The 13508-nt window shown below is 43.1% G+C and carries 12 protein-coding genes and 1 pseudogene; 6 read left to right on the top strand and 7 right to left on the bottom strand.

Translation table 11 applies throughout. The features are described 5' to 3' along the window. The 6 genes and pseudogenes from A8806_RS26460 to A8806_RS25235 form a co-directional block, all read left to right on the top strand. Nucleotides 1–239: pseudogene (locus A8806_RS26460) on the top strand (IS1634 family transposase); the annotation flags it as partial. A 326-nt stretch (nt 240–565) separates the two neighbouring features. Beyond that, nucleotides 566–1267 carry an ABC transporter ATP-binding protein gene (locus A8806_RS25255; RefSeq protein WP_109733932.1) on the top strand — a complete coding sequence of 234 codons (702 nt, stop codon included), beginning with the start codon at nt 566–568 and terminating at the stop codon, nt 1265–1267. Between the two features lies 1 nt (nt 1268). Then, nucleotides 1269–2999, top strand: a complete 1731-nt coding sequence (locus A8806_RS25250; RefSeq protein ID WP_109733931.1) for a permuted SH3 domain-containing protein — start codon at nt 1269–1271, stop codon at nt 2997–2999. A gap of 28 nt (nt 3000–3027) precedes the next feature. Next, entirely contained in the window at nt 3028–4266 is a 1239-nt protein-coding gene (locus A8806_RS25245) for an ABC transporter permease (protein ID WP_109733930.1), read from the top strand. A 57-nt stretch (nt 4267–4323) separates the two neighbouring features. After that, nucleotides 4324–4701 (top strand): hypothetical protein, encoded by a 378-nt coding sequence (locus A8806_RS25240; RefSeq protein WP_109733929.1) that lies wholly within the window; start codon nt 4324–4326, stop codon nt 4699–4701. A 71-nt stretch (nt 4702–4772) separates the two neighbouring features. Then, nucleotides 4773–5288 (top strand): GNAT family N-acetyltransferase, encoded by a 516-nt coding sequence (locus A8806_RS25235; RefSeq protein ID WP_109733928.1) that lies wholly within the window; start codon nt 4773–4775, stop codon nt 5286–5288. Nucleotides 5289–5397: 109 nt separating this feature from the next. On the opposite strand, the gene A8806_RS25230 is transcribed toward A8806_RS25235, so the two are convergent. The 7 genes from A8806_RS25230 to A8806_RS25200 all read right to left on the bottom strand — a co-directional run bounded on the left by A8806_RS25230 (nt 5398) and on the right by A8806_RS25200 (nt 13496). Further along, nucleotides 5398–6705 (bottom strand): ABC transporter substrate-binding protein, encoded by a 1308-nt coding sequence (locus tag A8806_RS25230; RefSeq protein ID WP_109733927.1) that lies wholly within the window; start codon nt 6703–6705, stop codon nt 5398–5400. 145 nt (nt 6706–6850) lie between these two features. After that, nucleotides 6851–8086, bottom strand: coding sequence for a response regulator transcription factor (locus A8806_RS25225; RefSeq protein ID WP_109733926.1), 1236 nt, complete (start codon nt 8084–8086; stop codon nt 6851–6853). Then, nucleotides 8079–9899, bottom strand: a complete 1821-nt coding sequence (locus A8806_RS25220) for a cache domain-containing sensor histidine kinase (protein ID WP_109733925.1) — start codon at nt 9897–9899, stop codon at nt 8079–8081. The genes A8806_RS25225 and A8806_RS25220 overlap by 8 nt, the downstream gene beginning before the upstream one ends. A 130-nt stretch (nt 9900–10029) precedes the next feature. Further along, nucleotides 10030–10869: a carbohydrate ABC transporter permease gene (locus A8806_RS25215; RefSeq protein ID WP_109733924.1), complete on the bottom strand. Its 840-nt coding sequence runs from the start codon at nt 10867–10869 to the stop codon at nt 10030–10032. Between the two features lie 13 nt (nt 10870–10882). After that, nucleotides 10883–11767: a carbohydrate ABC transporter permease gene (locus tag A8806_RS25210; protein WP_109733923.1), complete on the bottom strand. Its 885-nt coding sequence runs from the start codon at nt 11765–11767 to the stop codon at nt 10883–10885. Between the two features lie 39 nt (nt 11768–11806). Beyond that, nucleotides 11807–12460, bottom strand: a complete 654-nt coding sequence (locus A8806_RS25205) for a YesL family protein (protein WP_109733922.1) — start codon at nt 12458–12460, stop codon at nt 11807–11809. Further along, nucleotides 12441–13496, bottom strand: a complete 1056-nt coding sequence (locus A8806_RS25200; RefSeq protein ID WP_181368874.1) for a uroporphyrinogen decarboxylase family protein — start codon at nt 13494–13496, stop codon at nt 12441–12443. The genes A8806_RS25205 and A8806_RS25200 overlap by 20 nt, the downstream gene beginning before the upstream one ends. Nucleotides 13497–13508 lie beyond the last annotated feature (12 nt).

Below are 13508 nucleotides of genomic sequence, written 5' to 3'. Positions count from 1 at the left end.
CACTGCTCCATTTCAGACTGCTGAAGAGATCCCTGAAAAGCCCCTGTACTACAGAGCAGCTGCTCCAGATACTGAAAAGCATGAATTTTGCCGATATAGAGGAGCAGGGTTTTATGCCGTTATATGAACGGCAGACCATAACGGATGAGCTGCATGAAGCATGCGGCTTCCGGACAGACTATCAGTTTTTAACCAAGCGAAAAATGAAAGAGATCCAGAAAAAAAGCAAGAGAAGATAAAACATTACTATATACCGCACACAGGGTACAAAGTGCCACAACCCGCCAATTTCCTAGGATTGTGGCACTTATTTTTTCTCACATGTGTCAAAGACGAGATCATAACCAAAGATACCTAACATTGTACCAGATGAAAACCCGCCTGTAAACGGGGTTGAAGCGCACGATGTTGTACGGCAGTAAAGCGTAAATAAACTTTAACAAGAAAGTATTGACTTTTTTCGTGCAAAAGATTATTGTATTAGTTAAGTAATACAAAGTGCTTTATTGTGAATAAAAAACAATATACTTAAGAGTACTTCACAAAAACTATGGAGGGATTTTACATGGAACCACTCATTAAAGTTGAGAACATACATAAAATCTACAATCCCGGTGAGAACGAGGTCCGTGCCCTGGATGGTATTGACCTTGAAATTCAGAGAGGGGAATTCGTTGCGATCATCGGTCATTCCGGTTCCGGCAAGTCTACGCTGATGAATATGCTTGGCTGTCTGGATGTCCCCACTTCGGGAAACTATTTCCTGAACGGGCACGATGTGTCTAAGCTGACAGACAATCAGCTGTCGGATATCCGCAATAAGGAGATCGGATTTATCTTTCAGGGATTCAACCTGATCGCAAACCTGAATGCTGTGGAGAATGTAGAACTGCCCCTGATTTACCGCGGGCTCGGCAAGCAGAAGCGCCGGAAGATCGCGGTTGAGGCATTAAAGAAGGTAGGGTTAGGGGCCCGTATGAAACATAAGCCAAGCGAATTATCAGGCGGCCAGCAGCAGAGGGTTGCCGTGGCGCGTGCCATTGCCGCACAGCCTCCGATCGTACTGGCGGATGAACCTACTGGTAATCTGGACACCAAGTCTACAAAAGAGATCATGGATATCCTGAAGGGGCTTCACAAGGGAGGGCGCACCGTTATTATCATCACTCATGATGACGATATCGCCCAGCAGGTCAAGCGGGTCGTCCGCATCATCGACGGCAGGATTGAAGAAGATTATCTAAATGAAGAAAGGGAGGGAGCATAATATGTTTTCCAAAAAGAAAAAAGAGCAGGATGAAATATTAGACACAATCGACACAGATATGACCGGGGATGAGTCGTCCTTTGAACTGGAAGATGAAGAAGCTTCCAAACCGCCTAAGAAAAAGCTGCCCGGATGGGTCATCATCCCTGTAGCGGCCGTATTTATCATCATCGTTGCCGTTGCTTCCCAGCTCTCCAAAGGAAGCGGCAAGGCTAAAGATGCAACACTGCAGGTTTCCAGCGTAGACACCGGTAATATCAAGGAAGTCTACAATGCCAGCGGCAAGATTGAGAGTGAGAACACGAAGACATACTATTCTCCGGTATCCGCCCCTATCAAGAAGTGCAGCGCTATTGTGGGAAGTACGGTAAAGGCCGGGGATGTTCTCATTACTTATGACACAACTAATCTGGAACGCGATAACCAGCAGGCACAGCTTACCCTGCAGTCCAGCCTGAATGCTTCTCAGGCAACCAAGGCGCAGAATGCCAAAGCGATAGACGCAGCAAACGCCGCATCCTCACAGGCTGCTGAACAGGCCAACAAGCTGGCCGATAAGGTAAATGACCTGGCCGGACAATTGGACGCTGCTTATGCACAGAATGAGTCCGCCCTCAGTACCGTTCAAAGTGAAATAGATGCAAACAACGCCTCACGTGAAAAACTACAGGAGGAAATTGACCAATACACGGCCGTGATGACGGAACAACAGAATATCATGGACAGGGTCAATGCAGGCTACAACGGCCGTCGTGCCGAAGCTGATGCTGCGAAAGCCAAGGATCCGACTCTTACCAGTCTGACAGAAGAAGAAAAGGCACTGGTCAAAGCGTTTGAAGATTTTGACAAAGCCCAGGCTGCTTATACGGAAGCCAAGACCGCATGTGATAAAGCCACTGCTGATCTGAATGCCATCAAGGATCCTGAGTACAGCAATACCGAATATGCAGAACTCAAAGCCGCATACGATGCCGCATACGCCGAGTGGGAGGCTGCATATAATGCCGCAAATACAGCATCTGCCGATGCCGGTATGACTTCTTCTGAAATGGCGAATCTTGATATCAGCGATAACTTAGCAGAGCTTTCCGCCCTGACACCGGCAGAGCTTGTTGCGAAAGGCAAAGAAGGAATGAAGGCAGACATGGATGGCGTTATCGCCTCTGTCGATGCACTGCAGACCAATGCAGCCACACAGGGAATGGCAATGTTTACCATCGCAAGTACAGAAAAGGTACGTGTAAAGATTGAAGTTTCCCCGGATGACTATGAAAAGATGAAGGTCGGCAACAAGGCAGTCATTACAGTCGGTGAATTCAAATATGAAGGTACGTTAAAAAAGGTCAATAAGATTGCAATTGAAAATGCGAAGGGGAACCCAGTCATCGGTGCGGAAATTCATATTGACAATCCGGACGAAAACATCTGTATCGGGGCCACCGCTAAGATTACAATGACCGTTGCAGAGGCGAATGACGTGCTCGTTGTCCCGACAGAAGTGATCAACACTTCTTCCGACGGAGACTTTGTATATGTCATTGAAGACGGTGTTGTCAGGAAAAAAACTGTTGAACTTGGTACAGCCTCTACGACACAGATCGAAGTAAAAAGCGGACTGAAAAAGGGTGAAAAGGTTGTCAATGACCTGAATGTTGATATTACGGAAGGCATGAAAGCCACACCTGTAGAAAAACAGGAGGCAGATGCTTCCGCAGAAGCAGTAAAGGAATAGGCTGACAGAAAAGAAAAGAGGACATAAAATGGGACAATTTTTAGAATATGTAAAAATGGCTCTTGATAATATCCGTTCCAATAAAGGCCGCTCCTTCCTGACCATGCTGGGAATTATCATAGGCATCACTTCTGTCGTTACCATTGTTTCCATCGGTAACGGACTGAAGAAAGATGTTGTCGACGCTTCAAATGAACAGAATAACACAATTTCCATACAGTCTAATACAGAAGAAGTCTCAGACCCGAACTGTATTACCGGGGATGATATTTCGTTTCTGAAGACTTCGCTTGGTGATTCTGTCCAGAGTGTGTCTTCCTATTCTGCAACGCTTGGTTCCATCTCGACCAGAAAAGGAAAATTCGACACCTATGTAGGGCTGACTACACCGGATTACGAAAATGCACAGTATCAGAGCCCGCTTGTAAAGGGAAAATATTTTAACGACAATGATGTAGCCAACGCCAATATGGTATGTGTCATTGATGAACTGACGGCGATCTACCTGTTTGGAAATACAGACGTCATCGGCATGAGCATTGAACTTCAGGTAGACAGCAGCATTCAGGACGTACTAATCATCGGCATCCGTGAAACTTCCGCCGAAATGATGGAGGCTGAAAAGCAGTATCTGGCAATGGGAATGGACAAAAGCATAAATCTGGAAATGCCATATACAGTATCCAATTCCCTGGGAACTCCTGTAGAAGCGTTTCCCTCTGTATCCATCACCGCTTACGACAAAGACCAGGCTTCACGGATTGCCAAAAGCGCGATACAGATCCTGAATTCCAGACACCAGAATCTGGGCGAGTCACCTTTCATACAGCAAAAGCCGATGGATTTCTCTGATATGTTTGGTTCAATCATGGACGGCGTAACCGCATTTGTCGCACTGGTAGCAGGAATCTCACTGATCGTCGGCGGTATCGGGGTCATGAACATTATGCTTGTATCCGTCACAGAACGGACAAGAGAAATCGGCATCCGGAAGGCGCTCGGGGCAAAGACCGGATCCATCATCGCCCAGTTCCTGTGCGAATCCGCTATCATTTCAGGGATGGGCGGTATCATAGGCATTCTATTAGGGGCCGCACTTACTGCGCTGATCACCGCGCTTGGAATCGGGGGAATCAAAGCCCAGCTTTCATTCCCAGCTATATTGGTCGCTACCATCTTTTCCTGCAGCGTCGGAATCGTCTTTGGAATTTATCCGGCAAGAAAGGCCGCCAGATTAAGTCCGATTGAAGCACTCAGAAGGATGTAACGATAGCTATATTTATTACTAAAACTTTAAATTCATTTTAACGAGGAGGGTTTCACAATGAAGAAACGCAGTACATTTTTAAAAGTAGTATCAATTATCTTAATTGTCTTTGGCGCGTTAGGCTTGCTTTCCGGCATTTTTTCTATTGCTATGAGAGGAACTTTTGAGCAGACTTATGCAGCAATGGGAATCGACGTTCCGTCCACATTCTCATATATTTTGACAATTGTAGGCGCAGCGATTATTATTATATCAGGGATCATGGGAGTCATGTATAAATCCAAACAGTCTGTACTGATCATGGCAGTCATACTGGCCGCTTACTATATAGCCAATATTATTTATTCATCCGTTACAGTCGGTTTTTCTTATCTGAACCTTGTTGGCCTGCTGTGGCCGATACTATACTTCTGGGGATGGTATCAGTCCAATTAAAGATAAGACCGGACTCCATTTATGTTTTGTAACTGTATTTTCAGTTTATGAAAATGAGAAGGAGGATACAAATGAAGGATTCAAGTATTATTTACCGCAAAGCAATGACAGAGGATGCTGAAAAGATTGTAGCATTTTACAATTTTGTCGGCGGGGAGACCACATTCCTCAGTTTCGAGAAAGACGAATATCCCCTGAATGTCGAAGAACAGGTCAGTGCTATTGAGGCTCTGGAAGGGAATGAGACCAACATCATGCTTATGGCGATGGACGGAGATGAGATTGCCGGAATTGCAACCATCAATTCCAGCCATAAGATAAAGGCACGCCACGAGGGTGAACTCGGAATTGTAGTCGCAAAGAAGTATCAGGGACAGGGCATTGGGACCGAGCTGATCACCCGTCTGATCGAGTGGGCCCGCGGAAACGGAGTGACCACCAGAATCCGTCTGGACACAAGGGCTGATAACCCAACCGCGGTTGCACTCTATATGAAATTCGGATTTATCGTAGAAGGCTGCTGCAGAAATTCTACACTCCTGAACGGAAAATATTACGATCTTTATATCATGGGGATGATGCTGTAATTTATGAATAGCCATTGATATACCGGAACCTTTACGAAAAGAGAAGTGCTCATAAACTGCAAAGCAGTTTCGCACTTCTCTTTTCTTGTTTCGCTATCTTATTTGTACCCTATTCTGTTGCACCATATGTATTGGCTTCCCATACCGGCTGCATCTCTTCGATGAAGTTCTCTGACAGGTATCCCTGATCATCGGAAATTAACATATTATATAATGTTGTGTACTCAGCAATTGTAACTCCATCCATCTGAGCCTGGGGAAGGACACTTAAATAGGTCTTAGCCGCATTGTAAGCTTCCATTCTTTCAGCTTCCAAATCGTTTGCCGGCTCTGCCGGTTTCTCTACTATAAAGTTCGTGTTAACGCCGTTCGCATTGTGACGTTCAGACTCTGATGCAACTATCACCTGTAAAATCTCTGTAAGCAATTCCGGATTGTCTGTATCTGCATTCGCTGTATATCCGCCGCCATTACCCTTTCTTGGCTCGAAAATAAGCTGAATATAGTCATCATCTGCTGCCGGGAAGTTAAATTCTCCAGGAACAAATCCCAGTTTTTCTTCTGTCATATCTCCATTAAACCAAGAATATGTCAGCATCATAGCGGTATTGCCTGCCTGAAATTCTGAATAAGCTGCTGCATCATCTTTGTTGCCAATATCGGCTGAAAAGGCTTTCATTGTCTTTAATTCATCGAAGTATGATAATGCTTTCTTTACCCGCTCGTCTGTCCAGTCACATTTACGTGTATGTAAGTCCGCCAAAGCATCTGGTGCAGCACTTGCAAGAATGCCGTCAATCAAAGAATATGAGGATACCCAGCCTGCTGTCGTGATTGGTGTAATACCCTTGTCTACAAATGTTTTACTTGCAGACACTAATTCTTCAATGTTTGTCGGTTCCTTCACCCCATTTGCTTCAAAGAGTGCTGTATTGTAATAAAATACTGGCGTATAGTATGCATTCTGTCCCGCTGCCAGGAAATAAATTGCATCCCCGTTCTTAACCAGATCCGGATTTGCGTAATTTTCCTCAAGCCATCCTTCTTCAAGATATGGTGTTACATCCAATGCATCTCCTGCACCCAGAACCGCATCAATATCGCCCCCCGCTGTAAAGAAGATATCCGGAAGGTCACCGGAAGCACTCATTGTCTTAATAGGGCTGTTTGTGTTATCGGTGGTAGAAATGTACTCGAATTCAATATCCGGGAATTTTTCTTTCAATGCAGGCCGGAGATAGTTTTCCATAACATCTACCTGTGTGGAATCTGTTTCAGGCCATAAAATAGTAATCGTTTTTGCTCCATCCTCTTTTCCTTTGTCCGCTTTGGGCTCATCCTCTTTTTTACCACAGGCCGCCATACTTAAAACCATCGTTCCGGCAAGCACAAGACTTAATACTTTTTTCATTTTCATTTCCTTTCCTCCTCGATTAAGTGATGTCTATATTATAGAGCCCATCTTCATTACCGGGGGGACATAATTTTAGCACATAGTTCACTTTTTTTGGCATTTAACCTTTTCGTATATTTGCGGCTGCAGGGACTTTGATTGTCCTCCCTTAGAGCACCTCACCGCTGCTCCGTGCTTTCCGCAATACTTCAATATATTGATTCGGAGTAACCCCAAACTCTTTTTTAAAGCAACGATAAAAATATTTCGTATCGGTATATCCGACTTCCCCTGCAACTTCTATCATGTTCTCCTTCCCACTTCGAAATGCATCCGCCGCTTTTGTCATTCGGAACCGCAGGATATACTGGCTTGCCGACATTTCCATCTCCTTTTTGAACTGAGTGCTGAGGTATGAATAATTTACAAATAATTTTTCCGCAATTTCTTTCAACGACAGATCGGGATTTTCATAGTTTTCATGAATATAACGCAGCATTTCTGTAATTAACTTTGATACCCTGATTTCCTGTACAGAGGCTTCCGCCTCTGCACGTGACTTCACAATTCCCTGATATGTTTTATAATACTTTCCTACCCCTGCCATTACCGTACATACCCATTCCTGCATCAATGCAATCTGTATGCTCTGCATCAGCGATCCAAGCGTATTGAGATTCCTGTCAGATTCCGTTATATTGCTAAAAATAATGAACAAATTCCCATATCCCTGATAATAAACGGTACAATTCCAGTTTTCTCCTGTTTCTCCCATTGTTTCCATCATCTTATTCTGCCATTCCTCCTGACTTAAATGCACATAGGTCCGGGAGTCAATTTTAAGGAAGCATACAACATATCCTCCCTGTTTCATAGGGAGATTTAACTGGTCGCATTCAAACAAAAACTGGGATTCAATTACACTGTTTTCTTCCATCAACAACATATACAAAAAATTCTTCCGGTTTTCTTCACTGTTCTTCCTTGCCCAAAATTTCAGGCTTTCATATTCACGTTCTTTCTTATGCTTCTCTTCCAGAATTTCCACCATATTCTGTATTGTCTTTATCAGTTCTTTGTCATCTATCGGTTTTACAATAAAGTGATGCACCCCAAGCTCCATCCCTCTCTTAGCATACTCAAATTCACTGTAGCCGGTGACGATAGAATACAAAATATCTGGGCGCTCTTTCTGAAGATGCATAATCATATCCAGTCCATCCATAAACGGCATATTGATATCTGTTAATATGATATCCGGTTCTAATTCTATCGCTTTTTCAATACCGTCAAATCCATTTTTTGCTTCCCCGCAGACCGTGCACCCATACTTTTCCCATGAAATGGTCGTTTTGAGTGCTTCTCTTGGAAAGTACTCATCATCCACTAATAATACCTTATACATACGTTTCACCCTCCCTGCTCCCCTTCAACGGCAGATATAAACTAAACTGTGTATACTCTCCTTCCTGACTCTCAATTTCCATATGGTATTTGTTTCCATATATCAGTTTTAATCTCTGGTGGATGTTCAGTATACCGAATGATTTTGTAATACTTTTCCCTGTTTCCAAACTCTCCCTCAGCTGCTTTAACCTTTCCTCTTTTATACCTGTGCCATTATCATATACACTGATTTTCAGTATTTCATTTGGACTGTCAGCCGTAACACTAATATGAATCTGACATTTTTCTTCATTCGGCCTCAGCCCATGATGCAGTACATTCTCCACCAATGGCTGTATGGTCAGCTTTGGTATCCAGACATTTTCCGTGTCTTCATCACACTCTATCGTATATTCCATATATTCAATATAGCGGAGCTGTTGTAACTCTATATAATTACGTGTCAACTCCACCTCTTCTTTTATTGTAATAATTTCTTTCCCCGAGGAAAGAGACAGCCGATAGAAGCTTACCAGATTCTGAATCGTTGCAAGTGCCTTTTCTGTCATCCCCAGTTTGATAAAAGAAGAGATGATCCCCATCGTATTATATAGGAAATGCGGAACAATCTGGGCCTGTAATAAGCGTACTTCATTATGACGGCGCTGCCTTTGTTCCTCATAAATCTGTTGCATTGATGCATCAAGTTCATCCATAAGCTCGTTAAACCTGCTGCCCAAGACTCCAATTTCTCCGGTATCTCTTTCCTGAAAACGAAGGTGGCTGTTCTTATCCTCTGTCTTTATCTTCTCCATAACTCCCATCAGTTCTCCCAATGGTTTTGTAACCCTGTTCGACACAAACCACGCACTGACAGTTGCCAGGATGACCGCAAAAAACATCATGATTCCGATAAAAATCTTTAAACTGTTCTGCTGCTCTCCGAGTTCATCCATCGTAGTCTCACATACCAGCTTGATGCCTTTCTTTCCAATCATCCGGCTTACATACAGGAGCGGATCCTGTCCTTTCTCCTCTTTTAAAAGTACCCCATCCTGCATACATTTTTCATATTCTTCCTTTGAAAGCTCCAACGTAGTATTGGCTTTCTCATAGAGTTCCTCCTTATTAACTGCAGACACAATAGTGTCATCAGCGTTTACCAGATAATATCTGTTTTTCCGTTCTTCCTTTTTAGGTTCCAAAATCTCTGCAAAGCTGGATTCCCTCACATATACAGCAATTGCCCCCACTCTTCCAGACAATTGGTTATTTACTGATTTCACCACGGCAAATCCATAATCAGGCTTTTTTACATAAGACCGGTATTGCCTAAGTGTCAACAGGTCTGTCCAAATCGGCTGACTCTGCGAGTTTGCGGTTTTCAGAATCTCATCAGGAATGTTCTTTGCATCGCTCTCCATTGGATCATAATAATAGGTATAAACTTTATTTTCCCCCGTATAGATTTCCAGACTATATATCATGGATGTAGAAAAAATAAGCTGGCTGCTGAATTTATCCCATTTTTGTTTCACTGCCAGCTGGCTCAATATGCGGTTCTCATCTTCCATATTCTGATATTCTATGATTGTATCCTGTACTTCCTGATTCAAAGACAGATACTTTGTAAAATCTTCCATGTATGTAATGAGTGTCTCTACATTTTTTTGCATCGTATTTACAGTTTCCTGATAATCATCTACCATACGTTCTGTTAGCAGTTCTTCAAACTGCTGACTGGAAACATACCCAAAAATCAGCACAATGACCGCCGTAATCAGTATAATCGTAATTAAAATAGCATTCCTCAATTTCAACCGCTTTTTCATAGGTTCCCCTCATTTCACCACACAAATCAGGCGTACATTCTTATAAGATAAAAAGACAGATGCATGTATACATAAATAATTTTATCAATGTATACATGTGGCTGTCAATTTGATTTACATATCGTTTCTACTATTTTAGTCCGGAAGAACCACACATTGCCTGCTCAATCTGCTTATTACAAAACATAAATACGACAATTACAGGAAGTGATGTAATGGCAACTGCTGCACCGACCTCACCCCAGTTTGTTATATTGAACTGTCCGAAAAACAAATCCAGTGCAAGCGGAATTGATCTCATATCTTCACCCATCGCAAGAACACTTGCCAATGCATACTCATTCCAGTTCGTGATATACACCATCATTGCCTGTGTCACAAGTGCCGGTTTCACCATCGGAACCATAATGCTTATAAACGTCCTATATACGTTACAGCCATCAATGGCCGCCGCCTCTTCCATTTCTACCGGAATGCTGCGGAAGAATGCACATATCATCAATATCGCACTCGCCATAGTAAATGCGGCATATGGCAGAATCAATGACCAGTATGTTCCTTTTATTCCAAGTGTCATAACCAGGCGGTACACCGGGATCATCATGACAGCGATCGGGACCAGCATACCAATTGTAAAATACATTCTGAATGAATTGGCATGTTTCATACGCATTCTAGTAATTGCATAAGCAATCATAACGCTTACAGCAAGGCATAATACCAAAGCGCCTGCAGTATAGATAAAGCTGTTCTTCAATAGATTCGGAATATCAATCCTTTGCCAAGCCGCTGAAAAATTTTCAAAATGCAGTCCATTTGGTATTGCCCACGGTTCTCCTGCCGCCTGTACCGTATCCTTTAAAGAAAGCGAAAACATCCAGTATAAGGGAAGCAAAAACAGTATTGCAAAAATAATCAATATTCCGTCTCTGATCACACGTCCAATTCTCATTCCCATTTTCATCTTCATCTTGTCACCTCCTCTAATACTCAATCGGCTCACGTGCGACGAACTTGTTTATAATAAATGCCCAGAAAATACATTCCAGCAAGAACAACAATGCGATGGCGCACCCATACCCAAATCGATTTGTTTTAAATGCCTGATAGAACATTTCATAAATAACTGTCCTTGAAGCCCTTCCCGGGCCCCCTCTTGTCATAATCGCGATTTGCGAATACATTCCCAAAGTTCCGATTGTTGCTCCGATCAGAACATATTTCAATACATCCTGCAGCAAAGGAATGGTAATATGGATGCTTGCCTTTAAGAATCCCGCTCCGTCAATCAGGGCTGCTTCATAGAATTCTCCCGGAATGGTACGGATTCCTGTATAGAATAATAGGGAGTTCATCCCCAAATACTGCCAGATATAAGCAATGGCAATACAGGTCATAACCGTTTTAGAATCCGACAGCCATGATCTTGTTAAGTTCTCAAGCCCCACTGAATTTAAAATCGAATTCAGAAGCCCTACATTCGTATCAAAGATTCCCAATACAAAGAACTTACCGACAACTGCAACTGACAGTACGATGGGGAACAGTGCTGCAAACCTATAGATAGCCTTTGCAGCCTTTCCTGCACGGTCCAGCATCAATGCCAGGAGAAGTGACCCCGGAATACCAACCAACAGCTCTAACGCAAGAAGCCAGTATGTATTCTTATGTGCCGCCCAGAAAGCCGGTGACTTTAATGTCGTAACATAGTTCTCAATCCCTACCCATCCCAGCGATGCCGCGCCATTATGGTTCTGGAGGCTCATGATGAAGCATGGCACAATGGAATAAATAACAAACACTGTAAACAGTATAAATCCTGGTAAAATAAATACCAGTTTCGCTCGTTTCGAATAGAAACTTTTCATAACTTATTTCCTCCTCTTCTCAATTTTGCGTTCTTCGCTTTATCTGAATCCGTATCTCCAATCCCCGTTGTCTTCTTCCTGTTTCGGCATATATTTATGCATTCCCGGCTCCGAGAGATAAGAAATCAAAAACATTGCCAGTGATGGAAATATAATCACCAACGGAAACGATGCCAGGACCAGAATTACAGCTGCGACAATAACCAGAAACATCGGCAGGCTTCTTATGATATTCCTGGCCGCAATAACATAATTCAGCTGAATGGTCTTTCCAAATGTATTCGAGAATCTTGAAAACACAGGGATCAGCCAAAGTACATTCATCAGATATAAAGCCGTCACAACCAGCAGGACTACTGCCATAATGAATCCACCTGCAGTTCTGCCCTGCATGAGGCCAAATACGCGGTAATCAGCAAATCCAACTGCCACGCCAATCATACCGTAAAATATGGTCAGTGAAATCCCCGGCTTCAAATTTTTCTTATAAGCTTCTTTGAACTCCTCAAATGCTTTCCCCCGTTCATAGCGCACACATTTCACCGTGGTATGATACATGCTTGATGTCGAAGTGAGAATCGTGATAATGGGAATGCATCCAACGAACCACAATAAAGTGATGACCACCATATCGGCCATTTTGCTGGTAACCGAATAAAACTTTCCTTCGACACTAAAAATCCTGCTCACCATTCATACTCCCATCTTCTTTATCAAAGAAATACATTGCCTTTGCATTCTCAATTTGAACGGCATCTGTCAATATATTGCAGGTTGAAAGAATAAAACCGTCTGGTCCTGCCTTATCTGCGAGGTCCTTCACTTCTTTTTTCACTTCCTTTGGTGTTCCAAATGGAAGCAGATAATTCAGGTCTACGTTGCCAATCAGGCATAGTTTATTGCCAAATTCTTGTTTCACCTTCTCAATATCCATGCCCGCGGAAGGCTGCAGTGACTGTATCGCATCGAACCCACAATCTACAATATCCTGCAGTACATCCGCCAGATAGCCGTCACTGTGGAAGATAACCGGCACATCCTTATATTCCTTTATTTCCTGAATTACCTTTTTATAAAATGGAAAAGCCACCAGTTTCATCGTGTCAGGCGGAAGCAGAAGCCCCGTATTAAACGCGATGTCGTCCGTTATGAGGATTGCCTCTGCTCCCTTGTCCAGAAACATCTTGGCCCTGCCAACTTCAAATGCCATAATCTTTTCTGCGAACTGTGCCACCAATTCTGGATCTGTCATACAATAACACATATAATCTTCCATTCCCAATGCCCAGTCAAGCGCACTCACCGGTCCGTTAATCTGGGATATTAGGAACAAATCCGTATTTGCTTTATAAAACTCCAGCAGATGACTCGTTGCCACGGATAAATCTGCTGTCTGATATTCTTCCACATCCTCAATATCTTCCAGCGCAGGTTTCAGAAGCTGGAAGCTGTGAGGTGTCTCCTTGAATATATCCCCATATGGGCTTTGGTAAATTGGATATCCATCTTCCGCGTATCCCAACAATGTTTTTGGAAATTCATGTATATTGATAAAATCCATTTCCAGTGCTTTCCTCACATAGATCTCTTTTCCCAACGGTGACATTGGTGTCTCAACATCTGCCAGAAAGTTTTCTATAAATCCCCCTTCAATTGCCAGCTCTCCCCTTGGAATTCTATCTACTGGTTCCCGTTTCAAAGCTGCTAAAACCCGCTCTTTCCTGTTCATATATTCCTCCTG

Origin of the sequence: Faecalicatena orotica, assembly GCF_003149245.1 — a bacterium.
GTDB lineage: Bacteria > Bacillota > Clostridia > Lachnospirales > Lachnospiraceae > Faecalicatena_A > Faecalicatena_A orotica.
Note: the sequence above shows the minus strand (reverse complement) of the source record. Positions and strands in the feature narration are given on the sequence as shown.